The organism is Sanguibacter inulinus (assembly GCF_013415325.1).
Classification (GTDB): Bacteria; Actinomycetota; Actinomycetes; order Actinomycetales; family Cellulomonadaceae; genus Sanguibacter; species Sanguibacter inulinus.
Genome location: NZ_JACBYE010000058.1, coordinates 1 through 23,456 on the forward strand (window position 1 = coordinate 1; position 23,456 = coordinate 23,456).

General features: G+C 71.7%; 19 protein-coding genes. 13 read left to right on the plus strand and 6 right to left on the minus strand.

Annotated features, from left to right (window positions below; all coding sequences use genetic code 11):
- Nucleotides 1-54 precede the first annotated feature (54 nt).
- Nucleotides 55-699, plus strand: a complete 645-nt coding sequence (locus HZZ10_RS16655) for a DUF998 domain-containing protein (protein ID WP_179914363.1) — start codon at nt 55-57, stop codon at nt 697-699.
- A gap of 64 nt (nt 700-763) precedes the next feature.
- Here the strand turns inward: HZZ10_RS16655 and HZZ10_RS16660 are convergent, their stop codons facing one another.
- Entirely contained in the window at nt 764-1,186 is a 423-nt protein-coding gene (locus HZZ10_RS16660) for a GNAT family N-acetyltransferase (protein WP_179914364.1), read from the minus strand.
- A gap of 149 nt (nt 1,187-1,335) precedes the next feature.
- On the opposite strand from HZZ10_RS16660, the gene HZZ10_RS16665 reads away from it, so the two are divergent.
- From HZZ10_RS16665 to HZZ10_RS16685, 5 genes are all read left to right on the plus strand, one after another.
- Nucleotides 1,336-1,716 carry a DUF3817 domain-containing protein gene (locus HZZ10_RS16665; protein ID WP_179914365.1) on the plus strand — a complete coding sequence of 127 codons (381 nt, stop codon included), beginning with the start codon at nt 1,336-1,338 and terminating at the stop codon, nt 1,714-1,716.
- A gap of 293 nt (nt 1,717-2,009) precedes the next feature.
- A complete protein-coding gene (locus HZZ10_RS16670; protein ID WP_228087741.1) occupies nt 2,010-3,866 on the plus strand; it encodes a glycoside hydrolase family 15 protein in 1,857 nt (618 codons plus the stop codon).
- An 82-nt stretch (nt 3,867-3,948) separates the two neighbouring features.
- Nucleotides 3,949-4,443 carry a MarR family winged helix-turn-helix transcriptional regulator gene (locus HZZ10_RS16675; RefSeq protein WP_218928900.1) on the plus strand — a complete coding sequence of 165 codons (495 nt, stop codon included), beginning with the start codon at nt 3,949-3,951 and terminating at the stop codon, nt 4,441-4,443.
- A 183-nt stretch (nt 4,444-4,626) separates the two neighbouring features.
- The gene (locus HZZ10_RS16680) at nt 4,627-5,433 is read left to right on the plus strand and encodes an MBL fold metallo-hydrolase (RefSeq protein WP_179914366.1); all 807 of its coding nucleotides are present in this window, start codon (nt 4,627-4,629) and stop codon (nt 5,431-5,433) included.
- On the plus strand, nt 5,424-5,867 hold the full coding sequence (locus HZZ10_RS16685) for a nuclear transport factor 2 family protein (RefSeq protein WP_179914367.1): 444 nt from the start codon (nt 5,424-5,426) through the stop codon (nt 5,865-5,867). Before HZZ10_RS16680 ends, HZZ10_RS16685 begins: the two co-directional genes overlap by 10 nt.
- A 102-nt stretch (nt 5,868-5,969) precedes the next feature.
- On the opposite strand, the gene HZZ10_RS16690 is transcribed toward HZZ10_RS16685, so the two are convergent.
- Nucleotides 5,970-7,352, minus strand: coding sequence for a GntP family permease (locus HZZ10_RS16690; protein ID WP_179914368.1), 1,383 nt, complete (start codon nt 7,350-7,352; stop codon nt 5,970-5,972).
- A 76-nt stretch (nt 7,353-7,428) separates the two neighbouring features.
- On the minus strand, nt 7,429-7,905 hold the full coding sequence (locus HZZ10_RS16695; RefSeq protein ID WP_056136280.1) for a gluconokinase: 477 nt from the start codon (nt 7,903-7,905) through the stop codon (nt 7,429-7,431).
- A 206-nt stretch (nt 7,906-8,111) separates the two neighbouring features.
- Here HZZ10_RS16695 and HZZ10_RS20110 point away from each other — a divergent pair, with 206 nt between their 5' ends.
- On the plus strand, nt 8,112-8,846 hold the full coding sequence (locus HZZ10_RS20110) for a FadR/GntR family transcriptional regulator (protein ID WP_179914369.1): 735 nt from the start codon (nt 8,112-8,114) through the stop codon (nt 8,844-8,846).
- Nucleotides 8,847-8,967: 121 nt separating this feature from the next.
- Here HZZ10_RS20110 and HZZ10_RS19690 read toward each other — a convergent pair whose 3' ends face one another.
- On the minus strand, nt 8,968-10,740 hold the full coding sequence (locus HZZ10_RS19690; protein ID WP_228087742.1) for an AAA family ATPase: 1,773 nt from the start codon (nt 10,738-10,740) through the stop codon (nt 8,968-8,970).
- A gap of 412 nt (nt 10,741-11,152) precedes the next feature.
- Here HZZ10_RS19690 and HZZ10_RS16710 point away from each other — a divergent pair, with 412 nt between their 5' ends.
- The gene (locus HZZ10_RS16710) at nt 11,153-11,578 is read left to right on the plus strand and encodes a (R)-mandelonitrile lyase (RefSeq protein ID WP_179914370.1); all 426 of its coding nucleotides are present in this window, start codon (nt 11,153-11,155) and stop codon (nt 11,576-11,578) included.
- Nucleotides 11,579-11,712: 134 nt separating this feature from the next.
- Here the strand turns inward: HZZ10_RS16710 and HZZ10_RS16715 are convergent, their stop codons facing one another.
- A complete protein-coding gene (locus HZZ10_RS16715) occupies nt 11,713-12,939 on the minus strand; it encodes a cobalamin-independent methionine synthase II family protein (RefSeq protein ID WP_179914371.1) in 1,227 nt (408 codons plus the stop codon).
- 323 nt (nt 12,940-13,262) lie between these two features.
- On the opposite strand from HZZ10_RS16715, the gene HZZ10_RS16720 reads away from it, so the two are divergent.
- From HZZ10_RS16720 to HZZ10_RS16735, 4 genes are all read left to right on the plus strand, one after another.
- A complete protein-coding gene (locus HZZ10_RS16720) occupies nt 13,263-14,690 on the plus strand; it encodes an MFS transporter (RefSeq protein ID WP_179914372.1) in 1,428 nt (475 codons plus the stop codon).
- Between the two features lie 400 nt (nt 14,691-15,090).
- Nucleotides 15,091-16,407: a hypothetical protein gene (locus HZZ10_RS16725; RefSeq protein WP_179914373.1), complete on the plus strand. Its 1,317-nt coding sequence runs from the start codon at nt 15,091-15,093 to the stop codon at nt 16,405-16,407.
- Nucleotides 16,408-16,698: 291 nt separating this feature from the next.
- Nucleotides 16,699-19,758, plus strand: coding sequence for a protein kinase family protein (locus HZZ10_RS16730; protein ID WP_179914374.1), 3,060 nt, complete (start codon nt 16,699-16,701; stop codon nt 19,756-19,758).
- A gap of 75 nt (nt 19,759-19,833) precedes the next feature.
- On the plus strand, nt 19,834-20,820 hold the full coding sequence (locus HZZ10_RS16735) for an asparaginase (RefSeq protein ID WP_179914375.1): 987 nt from the start codon (nt 19,834-19,836) through the stop codon (nt 20,818-20,820).
- 185 nt (nt 20,821-21,005) lie between these two features.
- Here HZZ10_RS16735 and HZZ10_RS16740 read toward each other — a convergent pair whose 3' ends face one another.
- The gene (locus HZZ10_RS16740) at nt 21,006-21,911 is read right to left on the minus strand and encodes a helix-turn-helix domain-containing protein (protein WP_179914376.1); all 906 of its coding nucleotides are present in this window, start codon (nt 21,909-21,911) and stop codon (nt 21,006-21,008) included.
- Between the two features lie 55 nt (nt 21,912-21,966).
- On the opposite strand from HZZ10_RS16740, the gene HZZ10_RS16745 reads away from it, so the two are divergent.
- Nucleotides 21,967-23,456: DUF5107 domain-containing protein (locus HZZ10_RS16745; protein WP_179914377.1), on the plus strand; the 1,490-nt coding region annotated here is incomplete at its 3' end.

Consider the following 23,456-nt stretch of genomic DNA (forward strand, 5'->3'; position numbering starts at 1 on the left):
GTGAAGGTGCTGCCTGGGGTCGCGGGGTGGGGCGTGGGTGCTGATAGTGGTCCGATGACCTCCGGCTCCCCTCGCGCGACCTCGTCCTCCGTCCGTCACGCGCTCCCTGACGACCACCGTCCACCGTGGTGGGCCCTCGTCTCGTCGGTCGTCGCACCCGTCGCCATGATCGGCGGGTGGACCCTGTCGCAGGCGCTCCAGCCGTCCTTCGACCCGGTCCGCGACACCATCAGCGACCTCGCGACAGCAGGCATGGTCGCGCCCTGGGTCATGGGTGCAGGGCTCGCGGTGACCGGCGTCGCGCACTGCGTCACGGCCTCGGGCCTGCGGGAGGTCCCGGTGGCGGGCCGGGTGTTCCTCGTGCTTGGCGGTCTGGCGACCTTCGCCGTCGCGATGTTCCCCTCCGACACCCACTCCCAGCTGCACGGCATCTCGGCGGCCGTCGGCTTCGGGGCTCTCGGGCTGTGGCCGGCGCTCGCGGCCCGCCGTGGGGGGCAGGGCGTGCTGTCGGCGAAGGTCGCCGTCCCGGTCTCGGTCGTCCTGCTCGCCCTCGTCGGGGTCTTCGTCGCCGAGCTCCAGCAGGTGACACCCGACGACGGCGCCCTCACCGGGTTGACCGAACGCCTCGTCGCGGGGGCGCAGTCGCTGTGGCCGCTGGTCGTGACGGTCGCGCTCCGGAGGCGTCGCCGGCCTGTGTGACGCCCGAGGGGCGTGACGGCTCAGCCGGGGACCCGAGCGGCTCAGGCAGCAGACACGAGCCGCCTCACCGCCCGACGAGGTCGCCCGCCGGGCGCACCATCGCCGTCTCGTCAGCCGGTCCGAACCCGTGCTTCGCGTAGAGCCCGTGCGCGTCGGCTGTGAACAGGGTCCAGCGGAAGAGGGCGCCCGGGCCCTCGTCGATCATCGTCCGGACCAGTCCCGTCCCGACGCCGTGACCCCGGGCCTCGGCCACGACGAACACGTCGGCGAGGTAGGCGAAGCCGACCCCGTCGGACACCGCGCGTGCGCAGCCGACCAGCTCACCCGTGTCGGTGCGGTAGGCCCCGACGACGCGCCACGACCCGTCGAGCGACGCGTCGATGTCAGCGTCGCCGCGCCACCGGCCCCAGTAGGCCTCTGTCGACAGCCAGCGCCGCACCACGTCGCGCTGCACACGGCGAGGGTCGTCGTCGTACTCGATCTCCATGCCCCGAGTATCACCCGCGCGCCAGGTCACGCGTCAACCTGTCGCGGCTCCCCACGACCTCCCAGCCCTCGCCCGTAGGATGCGCACGCACCCCCTGCCCGCACCTGCCCGCCCGGTCGTCGCCGACCCCCACGAACAGGACTCCCTCCATGACTTCCCCCCGCCCGTCCACCGTCGGACGAGTCTTCTCCGTCGTCGCCCTCGTCGAGGCCTTCACCTGGGCCGGCCTGCTCGTCGGGATGTTCCTCAAGTACGTCACGGAGACCACCGACCAGGGCGTCTGGCTGTTCGGTCGCCTGCACGGGGGAGTGTTCGTGCTCTACGTGGTCGTCGCCCTCGTCGCCGCCGTGAGGCTCCGGTGGTCGTGGAAGGTCGCCTTCGTCGCGCTCGCGGCGAGCGTGCCCCCGCTCATGACCCTCGTCTTCGAGATGTGGGCGCGTCGTCACCACCTGCTGGCGGCCCCCGAGGCGCGCCCCGCGCGCACGGGCGCAGCAGGCCGCGACCGGGACGGCGACTCCGTCCTCGCCTGAGGTCTCGCACTCCCCGCCCTCGCACCCCCTGCCCTCGCACGCCCGGCCCTCGGACCGTCCGCCCGGTGCCGACCAGACCGGTCACGACCAGGCCGGTCACGACCACCCCGGTGACGCGCGGCACGCACCCGCACCCGCACCTCACCCCGCCGGTTGCGGCTCGACCGCCCCGACCTGACGATGAGAGAGAGCCTCGCGCAGACGCGCGCAGGCTCTTTTCTCACTCTGGGACGGAGCCCCATGCTGCACGACGTCTCGCCCGCGACAGGCACCGGAACCTGCGGAGGTGCCCGATGACCGAGCAGGGCACTCTAGGCAACCTCGACGGCGACGCCGGCGACAACGTCGAGGGCTCCGGCCACCGGGACCGCGACGAGCCGCGTGCCCCGGCCACCCGCACCGACGGCTACGCGCCGCTGCGCACCTACGCGGCGATCGGTGACGGGCGGACCGTCGCGCTCGTCGCGGACGACGGCCGCATCGACTGGTTCCCGGTGCCGAACCTGCACTCGCGGCCCGTCTTCGCCTCGCTCCTCGACGGGCAGGACGGCGGGTGTCTCGAGCTCGCCCCGACCCAGCCCTTCCAGGTGCAGCGGCAGTACGTCGTGGGCACCAACGTGCTGCAGACGACCTTCACCACGGCCACCGGGACGGTCCGCGTGACCGACTCGCTCAACACCGGGGTCGCCGGGCGGTTGCCGTGGACCGAGCTCGCCCGGCGCGTCGACGGGCTCACCGGCTCCGTACCGATGGCGTGGCAGGTCCTCCCTGGCACGGTGTTCGCCACGGCGTCGCCGTGGGTCCAGGAGACCGTGCACGGTCCGGTCCTGCGGGTCGACGGCGTCACCCTCGCCGTCAGGCTGCTCGGCGACACCACCTGCGTCGCGGCCGACCAGTCGATCTCCGGGGTCTTCAGCACCACGCCAGGGTCACGGCACACCGTCGGCCTGGTGGGCACGGGCCGCGAGCCCGTGCTCCTGCCGACCCCTGAGGCCCTCGACGAGGGGGTCGACCGCACCGTCGACAACTGGCGCGCCTGGACCGAGGCCTTCCACTACGACGGACGCTGGGGCAAGGCCGTCCAGCGCAGCGCCCTCGCCCTCAAGCTGCTCATCTACTCACCCTCCGGCGCGATCGCCGCGGCGGCGACCACGTCGCTGCCCGAGAGCCTCGCCGGCGGCAAGAACTGGGACTACCGCTACTCGTGGCTGCGCGACACCGCCTACGCCGTCGACGCCCTCATCGGCTTCGGCCTCACGGAGGAGACCCACGCGGCGATCAGCTGGACGCTCACCACGCTCCGCGAGTCCGACATGCGCGTGTTCTACGGTCTCGACGGGAGCCTCCCGGGTGAGCACGCCTTCGCCCAGGTCCCCGGCTGGCGGGGGATCGGACCCGTGGTCGACGGCAACCACGCCGCCGAGCAGCTCCAGCTCGGTGTGTACGGCGACCTGCTCGGGGTGGTTCGCGGCTACGTCGACGCGGGCAACCTGCTCGACGCCGAGACCGGCCGGCTGCTCGCCTCGATCGCCGACGAGGCCTGCGACGCGTGGCACAGGCTCGACGCCGGCATGTGGGAGCTGACCGACGAGCGCCACTACACGACGTCGAAGCTCGGCTGCTGGCAGGCGCTCACCTGCGCCGTGCACCTCGCCGAGGCCGGGCAGATCCCGGGCGTCCCCGACAGGTGGCGGGCCGAGGCCGAGCGCATCCGCGAGTGGGTCGAGACCGAGTGCTGGTCCGAGGAGCTCGGTGCGTACGTCATGTACCCCGGCAGCACCGACCTCGACGCGTCGATCTTGCTGCACGCCATGAGCGGCTTCGACCGCGGCGAGCGTATGAGCTCGACCATCGACGCGCTGCGCCGCGAGCTCGGCGCGGGGCCGCTGCTCTACAGGTACACGGGCATGCGCGAGGAAGAGGCGACCTTCGTCGCCTGCGCCTTCTGGGGTGTCGCCGCCCTCGCCCACGTCGGGCGCCGGGACGAGGCCGCCGTCTGGATGGACGAGCTGCTCGAGCAGGCCAACGACGTGGGGATCTGGTCCGAGATGATCGACGAGAGCACCGGGGAGTTCCTCGGCAACCTGCCGCAGGCCCTGAGCCACCTCGCCCTCGTCCAGGCTGCGCTCGCCGTCGGGGACGACGACTGAGGGGCGCCCGCAGAGGTCTGCTCGGGTCTCGAGGTCATGGCTGTCCAGGCGCGTGCGGTGCGTGCACGCCTAGGCTGGTGAGGTGGACGAGACGAGCGGCTTCATGACGGCGCGCCAGGCGGCGACCGACCCCAGGATCTTGGTGTTCGGGCGCCTGCTCGGGGCGGCCAACCGTCTGGAGTACATCCTCGGTCGGTCGCTCGAGGAGAGTGTCGGTCTCGACCACACGCTCTTCGAGCTCCTGCTCGTGGTGGGGCGCGCCGGGGGTGCTGGGGTCCCGGTGCGTGACATCGCCGAGGCGCGTGTGCTCACCTCGGGCGGCGCCACGCGTCTGGTGCAGCGGGGAGTCGCCCGCGGTCTCGTCGAACGCAGGGTGTCGCCGGATGACCGTCGCGTGCAGCTCGTGGGGTTGACTGCCGAGGGTGAGCGGCTGCTTCTCGAGGCGAGCGACGTGCACGCGCGGAACATCGAGCGCCATCTCGTGGACGTGCTGCCGGCCGATCAGGCTGCAGTCTTCGCCGAGGCGATCAAGACGCTCAGCAAGAGCGCCGCAGCAGCACTGCCGACCATGCCCTAGCCGAGTCTGGGTCCGTGAGGTGACGGTGTCCCTCGGGTCTCCGGCCCTTGCCTCCCGGGCGACGTGACCTGCGACGCACGACACTCTCGGAATACCTGACTGGTCAGCCTTTGTTGGACCGTCTGTGCAGCGCGACGCGCCGCCAGGCTCGGGACCGCCGAGCGCCACGAGAAAGGTCACCCCATGTCTCTCACCTACGAGGTCTTCGACCTCGACTTCCCTGCGGGGTCGAAGAACAAGTCCGCCGTGCTCGTCTCGGGCGAGACCGAGGCCGTCCTGGTCGACGCCGGCTTCACCCGAGCGGACGGGCACCGCCTGGTCGCCGCGGTCCTCGACTCTGGCAAGACTCTCACCACGGTCTTCGTCAGCCACGCCGATCCGGACTTCTACTTCGGGCTCGAGGTCGTCGTCGACGCCTTCCCCGGCGTCGAGGTGCGCGCGACCTCTGTCGTCATCGAGCACATCGGGGCGTCCTACGAGGGAAAGCTCGCTGCCTGGGCCGCCCTCGGGGCAAATCTCCCGACGCGCCTCGTCGAGATCTCCCCGCTGGACGATGACGTGATCACCGTCGACGGTGAGCGCCTCGAGCTCCGCGGTGGCCACGAGCTGCTCCAGGACAGGCACTACCTCTGGAGCCCTCGGGACCGCGCGATCGTGGGCGGCGTGCTGGTCTTCCAGCAGGAGCACGTCTGGACTGCTGACACCGCGACCCCCGAGCTGCGCGCGGCGTGGATCGACCTGCTGGACGAGATGGAGGCTCTCGAGCCTGAGCTGGTCGTCGCCGGGCACAGGCTCCCAGGGACGGCGAACGACGCGAGCGCGCTGCGCTACACGCGCACGTACCTCCAGGACTTCGAGCGCATCGTCGCAGGCTCGGCCGACGGCGCCGCCGCGACGGCTGGGCTCGTCGAGGCCTACCCGGACGCGGGCATGCTCATCGCTGCTCAGCTGGGTCCGAAGGTTGCGAAGGGGGAGATGACATGGGGCTGAACGAGGCGACTGACCGCCCGGCTGGTGCCGACCCGACCCGCTCGACCGCGCCCCGCGACGTCGTGCGGCGTCAATACCTCGCCTCCGCAGCGGGTGACCTCGTCGCGCTCCGGGCGACGATGGCTCCGGACGTCGAGTGGACGGAGATGGCCGGCTTCCCCCTCGCAGGGACCTACCGCACGCCCGAGGGCGTCACCACGAACGTCATGGAGGTGCTCGGACGTGACTGGGACGGCTGGACCGCCCACGACGACACCTACGTGGTCGACGGCGATGACGTGGTCGTGCTGGCTCGCTACACCGCGACCCATCGTGGGACCGGCCGGCCGCTGGCCGTCCGTGTCGCTCACCACTTCGTGGTGCGAGGCGGTCTGATCGTGCGCTTCGAGCAGTTCGTCGACACCGTCAAGGTCGTCGAGGCCGCGCGGTCATAGGGGTCTGCTGCACGTTCGACCGCACGGCGGCCTCCTGCGTGCCGTGCGAAGGTCAGGTGGACTGGCGACGGGTGGGTGCCCCGCAGGGCACCCACCCGGTACTCAGACGACCGCGAAGATCGCCATCGCGATCGCGAAGCCCATGAGACCGATGAGAGTCTCCATGACGGTCCAGGTCTTGAACGTCGTCTTGACGTCCATGTCGAAGAACCGCCCGACGAGCCAGAAGCCCGAGTCGTTCACGTGGCTCAGCACGACAGACCCAGCGGCGACGGCGACCACCACGGTCGCGAGCTGGATCGAGCTGTAGCCGCCGGCGGCGACGGCCGGGGCGATGAGGCCCGCAGCCGTCGTGAGTGCGACCGTCGCCGAGCCCTGCGCCACGCGCAGGATCGCGGCGATGAGGAACCCGGCCACGATCACGGGGACCCCGAGGTCGCCGAGGACGTCGGCCAGCGCGTCGCCGATGCCGGAGGCGCGGAGCACCCCGCCGAACATGCCACCGGCACCGGTGATGAGGATGACCGAGGCGACGGGCCCGAGGGCGGAGTCGACGATCTTCTCGAGCTCTGCGCCTGAGCGACCGCGGCGGCGTCCCAGCACGTACGTGGCGACGAGGAGGGTCACGAGCAGGGCGATCGGCGTCTGGCCGAGGGCGCGGAGCGCCTGGACCCAGAAGGCGTCCCCGTCGACCGTGCCCGAGGCGCGCAGGGCGTCGAGGCCTGTGTTGGCGAAGATCAGCACGAGGGGCAGCAGGAGGAGCGAGACGACCGTGCCGAAGGACGGCGGGTTCTTGATCGCGCCCTCGTCGGCCTCACCGAGGATGCTCGGGACGGGCAGGTTGATGCGGTTGCCCATGAGCTTGCCGTAGAGGTACGCGGTGACGTACCAGGTCGGGATCGCGACGACGAGGCCGACGGCCAGGACCGTGCCGATGCTCGCGCCGAGCAGCTCGGTCGCGGCGACGGGGCCGGGGTGCGGGGGCACGTAGATGTGCATGACCGAGAACGCACCGGCGACGGGGAGCCCGTACAGCAGCACCGACCCGCCGAGCCTGCGGGCGACCGCGAAGACGATCGGCAGCATGACCACGAGGCCCGCGTCGAAGAAGATCGGGAAGCCGAAGATCAGCGAGGCGAGCCCGAGCGCGAAGGGTGCGCGCTTCTCCCCGAACTTGTCGATGAGAAAGTCGGCGAGCACCTTGGCCCCGCCGCTCGTCTCGACGAGTCGTCCGAGCATCGCGCCGAGGGCCACGAGCAGCGCGACGCTGGCCAGCGTGGTGCCGAAGCCTCCGGTCATGACCGGCACGACGGACCCGATGGGGATCCCTGTCGCGACGGCGGTGATGAGGCTGACGAGGACGAGCGCCACGAAGGCGTGCATCTTCAGCCAGATGATGAGTACGAGCAGGACCGCGATCGATGCTGCGGCGATGCCGAGCAGCGGTCCTGCCGTGAGTGTCTGTGTCCAGTCCTCGGGCGTCATGGTGTCTCCGTCGACGTGTGGCGTGGGGGGATGGGACGACCGGGGCAGCTGTGCCGTCGGCCGGTGGTGCTGTGGGTCAGAGGTCGAGGTTCCGGATGATCGTGTCGACGATCGCGTCCGGTCGCGGGGCGATGTCGACCGTGAACCCGGCCTCGTCGTCGGCGAGGGGTTCGAGGGTGCTGAGCTGCGAGGTGAGCATCTCCGGCTTCATGAAGTGCCCTGCCCGGCCCTGGATCCTCTCGGACAGCAGCTCCCGGGACCCGGTGAGGTGCACGAACTGGACGGGCCCCGCCTCGCGGAGGAGGTCGCGGTAGCTGCGCTTGAGCGAACTGCACGGCACGACCGCGCTGCGGCCGGCCTGTGCCTCGGCGGCCAACCAGTCGCGGATGCCGCGGAGCCAGGGCCAGCGGTCGTCGTCGGTCAGCGGGTGGCCGAGCGACATCTTGGTCACGTTCGCGGGGGAGTGGAACTCGTCTCCCTCAGCGAAGGTGGCGCCGAGGCGTCCGGCCAGCAGGGCGGCGGTGGTCGTCTTGCCGCACCCGGCCACGCCCATGACCACGAGCAGGCGGGGTGAGGAGGCGGCTGGTCCGTCGGCGACGACGCCGGGGCGGGCCGAGACGGCGGGGGATGGGGTGCTGTGCTCTGGGGCTGCGCTCTGCGCGCCGGCGACGTCGATGTCCACCGACCGAGCATCGCTCATTGATAACACCTTTGCAACCCCTCGTCTGTGGAGGAGTCTCCCGGACGTAGTCTTGGGCCGTGCCCGCCGACGTCCTCCACAGCCCTGTGCTCGAGACTCTCGGCCGCCGGATCACCGGCGGCGAGGTCCCCGCCGGGACCGTGCTGACCCTCCAGGGCCTCGGGGCCGAGTTCGGGATCTCCCGGACCGTCGCGCGCGAGGTCATGCGGCTGCTCGAGGGCCTGGGGCTGGTGAGGTCCAGCCGTCGCGTGGGGCTCGTGGTGCTCGGGATCGACGCCTGGAACGTCCTCGACCCGCGCGTCATCCTCTGGCGTCTCGCAGGCCCCGGACGGGTCGCACAGCTGCGCAGCCTCACCGAGCTGCGGCACGCCGTCGAACCGCTCGCCGCAGCGGGGGCGGCACGGCACGCCTCGGCCGAGGTGCGGAGCGAGATCACCGACATCGCCGCACGCATGCGGCTCCTCGGCGAGGCCGGTGCGGGACGTGAGGCGGAGTTCCTCGCCCTCGACATCCGCATGCACGAGCTGCTGCTGCGCTCGAGCGGCAACGAGCTCTTCGGTGCCTTCTCCGAGGTGATCGCAGCCGTCCTGTCGGGGCGCACGGCCATCGGGCTCATGCCCGCCTCGCCTGTCCCGACAGCCCTCGCTGAGCACGAGGCCGTGGCCCGGGCAGTCGCCCTCGGCGACCCTGCCGCCGCTCAGCGCGCGATGTCCGCGATCGTCGACGAGGTCCAGGGCGCGATCCCGGGCGTCCTGCCGCAGGGCGTCGAGGAGACGGCCGGCGCGCCGGGCTGACCCTCAGGCCCTGCTCGACCAGGCCTGCACGGTCAGGCTCGCTCCGGTCGTACCCGGGCCAGGCTCGTCTGGCTCGGCCGCGCGTGGCTCGACCAGGCCCGGCTCGGCCGCGCCCCGCTCGTCAGAGCCCGCGCGCGACCGCCGCACCGGCGGCCAGCCACGCGCGCTGCGTCGCAGGACGCAGCGACCCGTGCCGCAGCACGCCGTCGACCATCGCCGGGTCGAAGGGCACCGTGACGGTCTCGCGCGCCAGGTCCCCGTACCCGGTCGCCACACGCTGCACGTCAGCCGTCGTGGCCTTGGGGTCGGCCTGGCTGACGACCACCACGGCGTTGCGCGCGAGCTCGGCCGCCTTGGCGTCGACCGTCGCGAGCCCCTCGAGCAGCAGCGCACCGGCCTCGGCGTGGTCGTCGCGGGTGGTCGTGGCTACGACGATCTGGTCGGCGTGGTGGATCATCCGGCGCCACATGGGGTCGGACTCGTCGTTCCCCGAGTCGATGAAGATCAGCCTGTAGTACTTGGCGGCCACGGCGTGGATCGCGTCGACGTCCTCGGGCTCGATCCGCTGGTCCTGCGCGAGGGCCATCGGCTTGGAGCGCAGCACGTCGAAACGGTCGCGCGTCTGGTGGTGCACGTAGTGCGCGAGGTCGGCCGACTGCGCGCCGGTGCTCAGCAGGCGGTCGACCTGGGGGAGGAGGTCGAGCAGCGTCGCCTCGTGCGGACCCTGCTCGGTGCGCCATCCCAGCGTGCCGCGGGTCTGGTTGTTGTCCCAGGTCAGCACCCCCGCACCGCCGTAGCGCGCGAAGACCGCGGCGAGCAGCACCGTGGTCGGCGTCTTGCCCGCCCCACCCTTGCCGTTGACCACAGCGATGGTCCGCGGACCAGGCCAGTGCTGGCTGACAGCGAGCCTGTCGGCACGCTCCGCGCGCTCGGCGTCGCTCGGGCTCATCCGCACACCCGCGCGAGTCAGCAGACCGCGCACACCTTGGGTCGCGGGCTCCTCACGCTGCTCCTCGGTGAGGAAGGAGCGGCGCTCGCGGCGCGTCTCGGGTGCTGCCTGGGTGCTCGGCTGGTGCTGCGTGCCGACCCCGCGCGGCGGGGTCGGGGCAGCGAGGGAGGAGAGCGTGCTGCTCAGCGGGAGCGGGCCAGGCGGCTGCGGGGCCGTCGGGCTGGTGAGGACCGGGGCGGCGGACTGGCCCGGGTACGTGGGAGCCCCGGAGCCGGGCGCCCAGGCGCCGGGGGCCGTCGGGGCGGGAGAAGGTGAGGGTGCGCCCGGGGCGCTCGAGCCAGAGCTGTTCGAACCATAGGTGCTCGAGTCTGGCGCGCTCGCCTCCGGTGCGCTGGGGTACGGCGTGCTCGGGTTCGGTGCGCCCGGTGCAGGTGCCGGCGGAGCGGCCGACGGGGAGGGCGCGGGTGCCGCCGAGGAGGCGACCGCGGGCTCGGGGGTCGGTGCCGGCTCGGGTGCCGGAGGAGCGGGCGTCGGCTGTGCAGGCTCGGGCTGACCCGTCGGCAGACCGGGCGCGGTGCCCGCTGTCGGCTGCGGCACAGCGTCGACCTCAGGAGCAGGGGGCGCGGGCGGAGCCGGGGGTGCTGACGGCACGGCGGCCGCTCGCCGTGGGGCACGCGGGCTCGAGGCCGTGTCGTCGTCCAGCACGCTCCCGTCGGGGTGCACCACGAGCGGCCACCGGCCGTCGGGTCCCGATGCCGTCATGCGGACCGGGCGGCCGAGCTCGACCGCGGTCTCGGTGACCGTCGCGACGATGGCAGCCCGTGCGTCCTCGAGCGAGGTGGTGTCGATGGGGTGGGAGGTCCCCGCGATGACGACCTCCGCAGAACCGTCGGGTCGGGTGGTGGCCTCGATCAGGGGCCAGTCCGGGACCGTCGAGCTGCTCATGTGTGACTCCTTCTCTCGCCGCGCGTGACGCGTGCACGGGCTGGGGAGGGCACGGTCCCGAGCCGCTCTCACGGCACGGGTGCACGCCCGGTCTGAGTCCGCCGGGTGGCGTCCGTGCCCCGGACCGCGCTCCGACGAGCGTAGGTCGGCAGCGGCGTCCCCGCACCGGGGAGTTCTCCCCGTCCGGCGTGCGGCGCACCGCTGGATGGAGCGTCTACGCGTGGGACGGGGGCCGTCGCGCGACCGGCAGGGCGCGAGAGGGGTAGTGCCAGGGCCCTGGTTGTCGGCCGGGTCCGGGTGTGGACTCGGACGAGCAGCCCAGCCCGCCTGGTGGAGCACCAGCGCCGGGCGGACCGCGCCCGCAGGCCCGACCTGCGGCACCACGACACCCCAGCAGAGAGAGGACCCCACGATGAACATCGAACCCCAGACGCCGACCACCAAGAACCCGCCGGAGCAGTTCGCCGGAGACGTGTGGCTCGATGTGATCGCCGTCCCGCACGGCCCCGAGCAGCGTGCTGTCGTCGCGAAGGTGCGCTTCGCACCCGGTGCCCGGACGGCGTGGCACGCTCACGCCCGCGGACAGTACCTGCACGTCACGCAGGGGCGTGCGCTGTTCGGCGGGCGCGACGGCACCGTGATCGAGGTGCTGCCAGGCCAGACCCTGTACACGCCGCCCGGCGAGGAGCACTGGCACGCGGCCGCCCCCGACGCGTTCATGGAGCACGTCGCGATCCTCGAGAACGCCGACGACCCGGCGACGACGACCGTGTGGCTCGAGCACGTCAGCGACGCGGAGTACTCGGGCGCGAGCGACGCAGGAGGGTCGACCGACTGACGGTCGACGGGTTCGAGCGAGACGCTCTCGTGGGCCCGCCCGGCCTCAGAGCCGGGCGGGCCGTGCTCCCAGCACGGCGAAGGACGCGCCCCCGCTGCGGGTGGCGCGTCCTTCGCCGGGGTTCGGGAGGCTCGTCAGCCCCAGAGGCGCTGGGTCGCGATCTCTGCGCCGGCGCTGAGCGCCTCGAGCTTGGCCCAGGCGATCTGCGGGTGGATGCGCCCGCCGAGCCCGCAGTCGGTCGAGGCGATGACGTTCTCCTTGCCGACCACCGAGGCGAAGCGCTCGATGCGGTCGGCGACGAGCTCGGGGTGCTCGACGACGTTCGTCGCGTGCCCGACGATCCCGGGGAGGATGAGCTTGCCCTCGGGCAGCGTGACGTCCTGCCACACCTTCCACTCGTGCTCGTGGCGGGCGTTCGCGGCCTCGAAGGAGTACGCGCCGGCGTCGATCTCGAGCATGAGGTCGACGATGTTCTTCAGCTCGAGGTCGGTGGTGTGCGGGCCGTGCCAGCTGCCCCAGCACAGGTGGAAGCGGATCTGCTCCTGCGGCAGGTCGCGCAGCGCGTAGTTGAGCGCCTCGACCCGGATCCGCGTGAAGGCCTGGTAGTCCTCGATGCTCGGCTCGGGGTTGATCTGGTCCCAGTTCTCGGCGATCGACGGGTCGTCGATCTGCAGGATCAGCCCGGCGTCGACGATGGCCTTGTACTCCTCGCGCAGGACGTCGGCCCAGGCCCAGATGTGCTCTTCCTCCGTGGCGTAGTACGCGTTGGGGATCCGCGACCCGCTGCCGGGCGACAGGCTCGTGACGAATCCCTCGGTGAGCCCGTTCGCCGCGAGGCCGGCCTTGAGGTTGGCGATGTCGGAGGCGATCGCGTCGTGGCCCACGTAATCGAGCTTCCCCGTCGTCGCTGGGAAGGCTGTGGCGCCCTTGCCCGTCGAGATGCCGCTCGTCGGGTCGGTGTACGCCTCGCGGAAGATCGTCCAGTCACGGCGGTCCGGGAAGGTCGTCAGTCGGACGTCGCCGGGGCCCGAGCGGACGGGCTCGGCCGAGAAGATGTCTTCCCCGGTGACCTCGAGGCCGCTCACACGCTGGAAGGAGTAGGACCACCAGGCGCCGTAGTCGACGGCGCTCGTCATGGCCTTGCCGAACTCGCCGTCGCCCGGGACGGTGATGCCGGCAGCCTTCTGGCGGGCGACGAGGTCGTCGACGGCCGAGGTGAGCAGGCCGTCGAACTCGGGGGTGCGGTCGAGGGTGAAGCCGTCCTCGGCGAGCTGGCGCGCGTCGTTCGCGGCGATGAGCTCGGGGGTGCGCGGCAGGCTGCCGGCGTGGGTGGTCTGGATGCGGTCGCGGCTGTCCAGCATGTGGGCCTCGTCTCGTGATGTCGGGCGCACCGGTGGCGTGGGCCGGACCGGTGCTCGGATGTCTCAGCGGTGCCCTGACAGGCGCGAGGCTTCGCATTCCCGCTGTTCCCACACCCTCCCATGCTCGGAGACTGCAGAGCGACTGAGTGTCGCGGTCCGAGGCAGACGTCTCGTAGGGCGAGACGAAAGGCGTCAGGGGCGTGGTGCGAGAGGTGTGTGCGGGTGTCGTGGTGAGTGCTGCGGCGGTCGACGCCACAGGCCCTCGTAGAACCCTCCGGAGGGCGCTTGACCTCAACTGGAGTTGAGGTCCTAGCGTCGCGGTCGTGAACACGACACCCCCCGCCCCGTTCGTTGCCGGGACCTGGCGCGAGCTCCTCGGCCCCAGGTCCGGACCCGTCGCGCTCGTCCTCGCCGGTGGCGTCCTCCTCGAGGCCAGCACCGTGTACCTGACCACGAGCCTCCTCCCGACGATCGTCGCCGACATCGGCGGCGAGCAGTTCTACGCCTGGACCATGACGACTTTCCTGGTGGCGTCTGTCGTCACGTCGATGCTCGTCAGCCGCACGCTCGCGACCCGCGGCTCGGTCGCCGCGTACCTCACGGCCTTCGGCCTCTTCGGGCTCGGCTCGGTCGTCTGCGCCCTCGCCCCCTCGATGCCCCTGCTGCTCCTCGGCCGCACGGTCCAGGGGCTCGGCGGCGGGCTGCTCGCAGGTCTGGGGTACGCGCTCATCCAGCGTGCCCTGCCTGAGCGGCTGTGGGCCAAGGGGGTCGCGCTCGTCTCGGCCATGTGGGGCGTCGGCAACATCGTCGGACCGGCTGTCGGCGGGCTCTTCGCCCAGCTCGACGCGTGGCGCCTGGCCTTCGGTGCTCTCGCGCTCGTCGCGGCCCTCGACATGGTGCTCGTCGTCCGCGTGATCCCGCGCCTCGAGCGCTCGGCCCAGCGGCAGCCGCTGCCCGTACGGTCGCTCGTGCTGCTCGGTGCCGCCGTGGCCTCGGTGAGCGTCGCGGGGATCTTCGACGTCGGTGGGCTCGTGGTGGCGGCCCTCGTGCTCGGCGCGGTCCTCGTCATGGGCTTCGTCAGGCACGAGAGACGCTCCTCGACGTCGGTCCTGCCGGCCGCGACCTTCGCCCCCGGAAGCAGGCTGGTCTGGGTATACCTCGCCGTCGCCGTGCTCGCCCTCGGTGTCGGCACCGAGGCGTTCATCCCGCTCGTCGGTCAGGAGACCGGCTCGATGACCCCGTTCCTGGCCGGGTTCCTGGGGGCGGCGCTGTCTCTCGGCTGGTCCGTCGTCCAGGTGGTCAGCGCCGGAGCGACCCGTCCGCCGCTCGTCCGCGCCGCGACCGTCGCCGGGCCGGCGGTCCTCGCGACGGGGCTGCTCGCCTTCGCAGCGCTCCAGGTCGAGGGCCCGTCGGGTCTCGTGGTCACCGGCTGGTTCGTCGTCCTCTTCGTCGCCGGGAGCGGCATCGGTCTGGCCTTCCCGCACCTGTCCGTCGCGGCCTTCGCGAGCACCACGGACAGCGACGAAGGATCCAAGGCTGCCGCCGGCATCAACACCGTGCTCCTCATCGCGAGCGCCTTCAGCGCCGCGCTCGCGGGTGTGCTCGTCACCCTCGGCGGGGACTCGCTCGTGACGTCTGCGCGGCTGCTGTTCGGGGTGTTCGGGGCTGTCGCGCTCGTCGGGACGCTCGCGTCGGTACGCGCGGCCAGGGTGTCTGGGGTTCGGGAGGGTGCTGCAGCCGAGCGGTCGTAGCGAGAGGGGGAACTGCGAGGTCGTGGCGAGCGGGGCCCGTGGGTCTGGTTGGGCCTGGGCTCGCCGACCTGCGTGGGTGATCCGTGCCGTGCCGTGCCGTGCCGTGGCGGTCGCGGGGGTGGTCCCCAGGCGGGTGGACGGGCTGGTTGTCCACACCGGGGACGTTGGGCCTGGGGTTGATGTCCGCAACCGTGTCAATCTGCTCACTCGTCGCACAACGGGCCGACAGGGCTGCGAGGTGGTGCGGCGGTCTCACGTCCGAGCACACGGGTCTGACGGCTCAGCGCCCTCAGTGCGCGTGCTCTTGTGTCGTGGACCGCCGCTGCGCGCTCTGCTGCTGATCGCTCGCCCGGTGTGGACGAGCGAGCACGGTCGACTGCGCAACCGCCGAGGAGAACCCATGACACCCCGATCACCCGTCAGCACCACGGGGCCAGACGTGAGCGGGGTGACGCCGGTGGCCGACGAGGCTGCGGGGCCGGACCTGCCTGTTGCGCCCCGTCTGCCCGACGAGACCGGCGGCTTGGCCCTGCCCGACCGAGCCGAGGGCTCTGCCCTGCCTGCTGTGCGCGCCCTGCCCGACGGGGGCTGCGCTCTCGACCTTCCTGCCTCACGCAGCCTGCCCGTCGAACCTGATGACGCCGCTGTGCCCGGGGCGCCTGGCGAGACGGACGGGCCCGGTCAGGTGCCAGAGGGTGCACCTTCCCTCGTGCGCCGACGGCGACGGGTGGTCGTCGCGGCTGCCAGCGCGGCCGTCGTGATGGTCCTCGTCGGTATCTTCGTCTACAGGGCGTGGGATGCGGGCGTCGAGTCCGACCTGGCCGAGGCTACCGAGGCTCTGCACACGGTCGTCCTCGAGCTCCACTCAGCTGTCGACACCAGCGAGACCGTCCTCGCCAGCTCTGATGGACGGGTCGCTGACGACCAGGTCCGTGTCGACCTCGCGGCCGTGGCCTCCGGGGTCGACGAGCTCTCGTGGTCTCTGCCGCGCGGTTCCCGGCAGGCGCGAACCGTCGCTGCGACGGGCCTCGCAGAACAGGCCAGGACGTACGTCAGTGCTGTCGAGACGGCGACAGGGCTCGTGCTCGTCGCCGTCGACGCCTTCGAGCTCGAGCAGGCCACCCGTCTCGAGGGCGAGGCGACCGAGCGGCTCGCGCTCTCGATCGCCGACGGGCGGGCCACGCTCGACGCGACAGCCGGCCAGGTGCTCGACGACGCGGTCCGCGTCACGCTCTCCGACGCCCTCGCCTCGGCCGAGGCCCTCGAGCCCGCCCTGGGCGACGAGACGCTCTCCGCCGTCGAGCAGATGCGGATCCGTGCCGCTGCCGCAGCCGACCTGACGCTGCACGCCGATGCTCTCGACGCCGCGCGACAAGGCGTCGTCGACGCCCAGGTCGCGTGGCAGGCGGAGCAGGACCGCGTGGCCGCTGAGCAGGCGGCCCAAGCAGCTCAGGCCGCCGAGGAGGCCCGCCGAGCGCAGGAGCAGGCAACGACTCGACCCGATACCTCCGGACGGTCGTCGAATACAGGCGGCCCGGCGCAGGTGCGGCCCAAGATCAGCGGGGGCACCGAGGCGCCGGCGACTGGTGGGGGACCCTCGGTCCCCGCGCCGAGTGCTCCGGCACCAGAGAGCGCCTACGAAACCGAAACCGAAACCGGTACGTGGTGCGGAACTGGTGATACGTCAGGTGCGGAGGGGACCGGAGGTTGGTGCTGATCGCGACGCTTCACCGACGCACAGGGGGATCCCCATGACGTAGTAGGAACGACCACTCGCACACAGGCGAGAGGCCCCGGGGGGCAACCCGGGACCTCTCTAGCTTCCATCGGTTCTTTCTCAGGAGTACACGTGAAAGCACGACTGAATGTACACCCTCGCCGCCTCGCACCTATGGGCGGGAAGGTGCATCTGACCAGGGCAAATGCTCTTGGTCAACCGTCTCATGGTGCTGCCAAAAAACGGCGGGTAACTGCATTATCGATGGTCGCTGCGGCGACTATCGGGGCCTTGACCCTCTCGGGTGTCACGGCCGCTGTGGCGGCCGTCCCGGCCGAGATCGGACCTGGCGTGGGCATCACCGGGGTCATGGATCGCGGGACTACGTGGCTGGGTGCTGTCGGCGGCACCGCCGAGGCTGAGGCCGCGGGATGGCTCTCGTGGTGCATCAGTGCCGGGCTCCTCTCCCCGCAGGGTGCCCCGGCAGTCTCGGTCAGCTACGTCGACGATCCCCAGCTGGCCTGGGTCGTCCAGGCCTACGAGCACGTGGGGACCGACGTCTCCCGAGCCGCCATCGCCTACCTGACCCACACCCGCCACGAGACCGGGTCGAACGGCGTTCCTGCCGAGACCCGTACCGCGCGAATCATCGCCAACACGCCTCAGTCGGTCAAGGACGTCGCTGGTCAGTACATCGCCGAGGCTGCTTCCAAGGCCGGTCCGTACACCGCAGCCCCCGGAGGGGTGGATGGTGCGGGTACTCGGGTTGGAACAATCTGGGCGAGCCCAGTTACGAGCAACAGTGGTGCTCCACTTGTCGGGCTCCCGATGACGGTCACTCTTTCGGGGCCGGCGGTCTTCGACACCAACGGAAACGCCGACGCCGACCGCGGCGAAACGCGTGTCTGGAACGGTCAGACCCCATCTGGGCGCATGCCCCTAAAGTGGGTTGCAACTGGCAACGGAGAAGTCACTTGGAACTACTCGTACCAAGCGCTACCGCGCACAACCCTCACCCGATTCAAAGCCACGGGGGAGGTACAAGACACCCTGACCTACGGTGCTCGCGCCCCCAGCGACCCGGAAGAGCTGATCGTCCCCGGCCCTCCCTTCCAGGTCGTCGCGGACTTCCAACCGGAGATCCGCACCCAGGTCGCCACGATGTTCGTCGACAAGGGCGCCGCCCTGGTCGACCAGGTGACCGTCGCCCCAGCAGCCGGGGACACCTGGGCCCAGGTCAACGGCACCCACGTGCCCGTGATCGCGCAGGGCACCCTCTACGGTCCCTACCCAGCACCGCCTGCACAGTCCGCCACCGTGCCGGCCGGTGCACCCGTCGCCGGGACCGCCGAGCTCACCTTCGCCGGCCCCTCGACCCTGGACGCCTCTGCTTCGGCCGTGGCGAGAGGCTCGGGGTACTACACCTGGGTCTGGACCATCGACAAGGAGGCCCAGGGACCGAACGCCGTCTACGTGCGTGCCGATGCGACCCACGACTTCGGTCTCGTCGCCGAGACGCACGTCGTGCCGTTCCAGCCCGAGGTGACCACCGTCGTGGCCGACAGGTTCGTCGAGAAGGGCAGGGCCTTCGTCGACGAGGTGGCCTTCGCCCCAGCGGCTGGTGACCTGTGGCTCGCCCGCCAGGACGGCACCCCGGTCGAAACCGTCTGGGACGGGACCCTCTACGGACCCTTCCTGGTCCCCACCGAGCAGGTCGACACCACCCCGGGCGCAGCGCCAGTCCAGGCCACCACGACCCTGATCGCCTCCGAGGCCGGTGTGCAGTCGACCGACGCTGCCGCCTCAGCCTCAGCGCCGGGCTTCTACACCTGGGTCTGGGAGATGGACAAGGCCACCCAGCCTGTCGCCTCCCAGCCCTACATCGCCGTGTCGGTGCGCACCTCGTTCATGATCGAGGACGAGACCTCCTCCGTCCGCCACACCGCCGCGATCTCCACGATGGTCCGTGACTTCAACGTCGTCCAGGGTGGGCAGATCCACGACCTGGTCACCGTCTCCGGTCTGCCCGAGGACCACAGCGACTTCGAGGGCCTGGGCGGATGGACCGGGGACGTCGACGAGATCACCCACACCGCCTACGGGCCCCTCGCAACCCAACCCACCGACGACCTCGACCTGAGCACCGCACCCGTCCTGGGTGTGGCGACGTCCCCGGCCAAGAACGGCTCCCACGTCGTTGGCACGGGAGGGGAGTTCCAGGTCGCGGCGGACAACACTGCCGCCGGCTGGTACGTGGTCGTCTCCAGCTTCCCTGGTGACGACCGTCTCGACGCCTTCACCACCTCACCGGGTGACCGCATGGAGATGGCCTTCGTCCCGACCGACCGGACCACCGACGTCGAGACCTGGTTGGTTACCGACGCAGACGCCCAGGTCCCCGCCGGACAACCCTTCAAGGACACCGCTCACCTCACCGGCACGACGGTCGAGGGCGGCTACCTCGAGTTCGAGGCCTACGGGCCCTTCGTCGAGGGGCAGGAACCCGCAGAGTCACCCGAGACGCTGCTGTGGACCTCCGAGCAGATCCCGGCCTCCAGGGCCGGGACGTACAGGTCAGGCGTCATCACCGCAGAGCTGCCCGACGGCGCTCCGTGGGGAGACGTCTACTGGATAGCCACCTACTACGGGCCCGACAGCGAGCGAATCGTCCGGGGTGAGCTCGGCGACCCGTCGGAGATCACCCGTGTGGTCGAGCAACCCGAACCGCTCGTCACGACACTGGCGGTCCCGGAGAGCGTCCTCGGATCCCCGAGCCACGACGTCGCCTATGTCTCAGGGCCTGTTGTCGACGCGTCGACCCTGACCTTCGCCGCGTACAGGCAGCACGCCGGTGACGACGTCGCCCTCGACGAGCTCGTCGTCGACACCTCGAAGACCCCCACGACCATCTACCACGGTGGCACCTACGAGTCGCCCGAGGTCACCTTCGACGCACCAGGCACCTACTACTGGGTCGAGACCCTCACCGGGCCAGACGGCGAGGTCCTCCACGTCGGCGAACCCAGGCTCCCGGGGGAGACGACCACAGTCGTCGACGTGCCTGTGCCACCCGCCGCCCCACCCCACGAGGCGGCTCCAGGAGCACTGGCTTCCACAGGGGCCCAGGCATCCACCTCCGCAGGCGCGGCTCTCCTGATGCTCGTGGCGGGCCTGCTGCTCGCGAGCATCGCCCAGCACCGAGCGGCTGCACGTCGACTCGTCGGAGCAGCCGGGGCCGGAGACGCGCCGGGGGATGCGGGAACGCTACCCCGTGGATCTCTGGGCGGCTCAGCATCTCGCACCGCCGGCATTCCCGACGCTCCAGACCCGTCACCCGGGAGGCAGCCATGACGGTCGCGTGACACGCAGGTCCAGGGGTCGGGCTCCGGTCGGCCCCTGGGCCCGCACGGCTGGGAGACTAGGGCGGTGAACCAGCGACGCATCAGCCTCATCACCCTCGGCGGCACCATCAGCTCGGAGGCGACCCGCGCGACCTCCGGCGTCGTCCCTGTGAGCGGCGCCGACCTCTTCCGGCAGGAGGTCGAGCACTGGGTGCCGGGAATCGAGCTCCTCCCGCACGAGCTGCGCCTCGTCCCGTCGCCGTCTCTGCACCTTGACGACCTCCTGGCCCTGCACAGGTACGTCGTCGCGCTCCCGGACGACGTCGACGGCGTGGTGGTCTCCCAGGGGACCGACACCATCGAAGAGACAGCCTTCGCCCTCGACCTCCTCGGTACGGCCGCAGACCGGCCCGTCGTCGTCACCGGCGCGATGCGCAGCCGCGCCGCCGCAGGCGAAGACGGCCCAGCCAACCTCGTCTCGTCGGCTCTCGTCGCAGCCAGCGAGCAGGCCCGCGACGCAGGGGTGCTCGTGCAGTTCGCCGACCTCGTGCACTCGGCCCGGTGGGTCAGCAAGCGCAGCACCTTCCACGTCGACGCCTTCTCCTCCGACCCTCTCGGCCCGATCGGCTACGTCGCCGAGGGCCAGGCGCACCTCGAGCACCTGCCCCGTCGGCGCCCCGCGCTCGCGGCCCCGGAGAGCGCGACCGCACGGGTCGCACTCGTCTCGACGGGCTCAGGCGACGACCTCGCGATGCTGCCCAGCCTCGCGGACGCCGGCTATGACGGGGTGGTGCTCTCCGGGGTGGGTGCGGGCCACGTCGCCGCGTCAGCCGTCGAGAACGTCTCCGCCGCGGCGTCGCGCATCCCGGTGCTCCTGGCCAGCCGCACCGGAGCCGGCCCCGTCGCTGAGCGCACCTACGGCTACCCGGGCGGAGAGATCGACCTCGTGGAGCGAGGCGTGCTCACGGCGGGCCGGCTCTCACCCGTGAAGGCTCGCGTGCTCCTCGCGCTCCTGCTCTCCGCAGGGCTCACGGGCGACACCCTGCGCGCCGCCGTGGCGTCCCACACCTGACCACACCGACGCCTACGGCCAGCCGCAGACCTGGCCCGGCCCGGGAGACCCGACCAGGCCCAGCAGGCCCGGCCCGGGAGACCCGACCAGGCCCAGCAGGCCCGGCCCGGGAGGCCCGACCAGGCCCAGCAGGCCCGGCCAGCCTGGTCACGTCAACCCAGCCCCCGCCCCCGGCCCAACCTCTCTCAGGTCTGGCGCGCCCTGTACGCGCTCGGTGCCACCCCGTGGGTCCGGGTGAACTGCCGCGAGAAGTACAGGGGGTCGTCGTAGCCGCTCGCAGCACCGACCGACGCGACCGGGAGTTCGGTGCTGTCGAGCAGCTCGCGGGCCCGCGCCATCCGCAGCTGCGACTGGTACGTCATCGGCGACACCCCGACGTGCTCACGGAACAGCGCCCCGAGGCGTGAGGTGCTCAGCCCGACCATCGCCGCGAGCGAGGCGACCGAGGTCCGCCGCGGGCTCGTCGTCCGCAGATGAGCGAGCGCCCGTTCGACGGGGCTGGGAGCCGGGCCGGGTGCCCGTCGCCCTGTCGCGACGACGTGGGTGAGCGCGTGGAAGGCCGCGCCGCTGGCTAGCAGGTCCCCGGCCCGGGTCCCGGAGTCGAGGCTGTCGATGACCTGGGAGACGAGGCTCGCGACAGGCGCGGCGTCGCGCAGGTGGATCACCGGCCCGCCCGCCGTCGTGAGCCCTGCCCTCACGAGCTCGGCGGCGTCGGTCCCGAGCACGTGGAACCACCAGAGTGTCCAGGGGGCGTCGGCGTCGGCTCCGTACTCGTGCGGTGCGCCCGCGAGCAGCAGCACGGCGTCGCCACGCCTGACAGGCTCGGCCCCGGCCCCGGCCCCGGCCCCGGCCCGGCACCAGCCGGCTCCGTCGGTGCACACGAGGAGGATGTGCTGCTCCGCCCCGCCGGGCCGCGAGCGCCCGTGCCGGGACGCGTGCGGGAACACCCCGGCCTCGGTGACGAGGAGCCGGCCTGTGACCGGCAGGCTCAGCGACGCCCGCACCGCAGACCGTGGGGTCACCAGCATCCGTTGCCCGGCAAAGCCGTCACGCCGGGGTGCCAGCAGGTCCTCGGCAGTCGATCCGTCCATATGGTGCAGTGAAACGTCTATCGTCGGGCCGGTCAACCACCCGTACGGTCGGTGGATGCTCACCGAAGAGTCGCGGATCGTCCTCCCACCAGCTCCCGCCGCCCTCGCAGGTCTCCAGGTCCGCGCCTGGCGTGAGCCCGTGGTGATCGACACCTACGAGCCCGACGACCCGAGCCCATATCCCGCGTACCTCGACCGGCGGGTCTACCAGGGCTCGTCCGGGGCCGTGTACCCGATGCCTTTCGTCGAGGGGGTCTCGCTCGAGAAGGTCCCGCGCTCGTGGGACGCGATCCACCTCGAGAACGACTACGTGCGTCTCATGCTGCTGCCCGAGCTCGGCGGACGGATCCACGTCGGCCACGACAAGACGCGCGGCTACGACTTCTTCTACCGCAACGACGTCCTCAAGCCTGCGCTCGTGGGGCTCCTCGGCCCCTGGGTGTCCGGCGGCGTCGAGCTCAACTGGCCTCAGCACCACAGGCCCGCGACCTACCTGCCGACCGAGTCGACCATCGAGCACGAGGACGACGGCTCTGTCGTCGTCTGGTGCTCGGACCACGACCCCTTCGCGCGGATGCAGGGTATGCACGGCGTGCGGCTGGCGCCCGGCAGCGCGCTGGTCGAGCTGCGGGCGCAGCTCGTCAACCGCACGGACGACGTGCAGACCTTCCTCTGGTGGGCGAGCGTCGCTGCTGCCGTGAACGAGGACTACCAGGCGTTCTTCCCGACCGACGTGCACGTCGTCGCGGACCACGCCAAGCGCGCGGTCACCTCGTTCCCCGTGGCCGAAGGTCGCTACTACGGCGTCGACTACCCGTCCCGGCGCACCCCGGAGCGCCCTGACGGCGACCGCCTCGACTGGTACCGGAACATCCCGGTGCCGACGTCGTACATGTGCCTGGGGTCCCAGGACGACTTCTTCGGCGGCTACGACCACGGCATCGGCGCGGGGTTCGTGCACTGGGCAGACCACAGGGTGTCCCCGGGCAAGAAGATGTGGACGTGGGGGGACGCCGCGTTCGGGCACGCCTGGAACGCTCACCTCACGGACTCGAACGGGCCGTACGTCGAGCTCATGGCCGGGGTGTTCACGGACAACCAGCCCGACTTCGCGTTCCTGCGCCCCGGCGAGACCAAGGTCTTCTCCCAGTACTGGTACCCCATCCAGGACACCGGCCCTGTGCACCAGGCGACCCTGGACGCCGCGGTCAGGCTCGACGTCGAGACCACCGGTCCCGCGGCCCGCGTGCGCGTCGCGGCTGCGGTGACAGCGGTCCGGTCCGGTGCACGTGTCGTCCTGCGCCTGGGGGCGGAGGTCGTCCACGACGTCCTGGTCGACCTCGCCCCCGGTGCGCCCTACGTCGCGACGGTCGTGCTCGACCGCACCGGCACGCTCGACCCCGGCGACCCCGGCGACCCCGGCGACCCCGGACGCAGCGACCTCGGCGACCTCGACCCCAGCGACCTCGAGCTCACGGTCGAGCACGAGGGTGTGCCTCTCGTGTCGTGGCGCCCACGCCCGACCCCCACGAGCCTCGAGCAGCC

Excerpts from the sequence above, each read along its gene's own strand:
- HZZ10_RS16655 (WP_179914363.1), top strand. The coding sequence starts at position 55 with ATGACCTCCGGCTCCCCTCGCGCGACCTCGTCCTCCGTCCGTCACGCG.
- HZZ10_RS16660 (WP_179914364.1), bottom strand. The coding sequence starts at position 1,186 with ATGGAGATCGAGTACGACGACGACCCTCGCCGTGTGCAGCGCGACGTG.
- HZZ10_RS16665 (WP_179914365.1), top strand. The coding sequence starts at position 1,336 with ATGACTTCCCCCCGCCCGTCCACCGTCGGACGAGTCTTCTCCGTCGTC.
- HZZ10_RS16670 (WP_228087741.1), top strand. The coding sequence starts at position 2,010 with ATGACCGAGCAGGGCACTCTAGGCAACCTCGACGGCGACGCCGGCGAC.
- HZZ10_RS16680 (WP_179914366.1), top strand. The coding sequence starts at position 4,627 with ATGTCTCTCACCTACGAGGTCTTCGACCTCGACTTCCCTGCGGGGTCG.
- HZZ10_RS16685 (WP_179914367.1), top strand. The coding sequence starts at position 5,424 with ATGGGGCTGAACGAGGCGACTGACCGCCCGGCTGGTGCCGACCCGACC.
- HZZ10_RS16690 (WP_179914368.1), bottom strand. The coding sequence starts at position 7,352 with ATGACGCCCGAGGACTGGACACAGACACTCACGGCAGGACCGCTGCTC.
- HZZ10_RS16695 (WP_056136280.1), bottom strand. The coding sequence starts at position 7,905 with ATGGGCGTGGCCGGGTGCGGCAAGACGACCACCGCCGCCCTGCTGGCC.
- HZZ10_RS19690 (WP_228087742.1), bottom strand. The coding sequence starts at position 10,740 with ATGAGCAGCTCGACGGTCCCGGACTGGCCCCTGATCGAGGCCACCACC.
- HZZ10_RS16710 (WP_179914370.1), top strand. The coding sequence starts at position 11,153 with ATGAACATCGAACCCCAGACGCCGACCACCAAGAACCCGCCGGAGCAG.
- HZZ10_RS16715 (WP_179914371.1), bottom strand. The coding sequence starts at position 12,939 with ATGCTGGACAGCCGCGACCGCATCCAGACCACCCACGCCGGCAGCCTG.
- HZZ10_RS16725 (WP_179914373.1), top strand. The coding sequence starts at position 15,091 with ATGACACCCCGATCACCCGTCAGCACCACGGGGCCAGACGTGAGCGGG.
- HZZ10_RS16740 (WP_179914376.1), bottom strand. The coding sequence starts at position 21,911 with ATGGACGGATCGACTGCCGAGGACCTGCTGGCACCCCGGCGTGACGGC.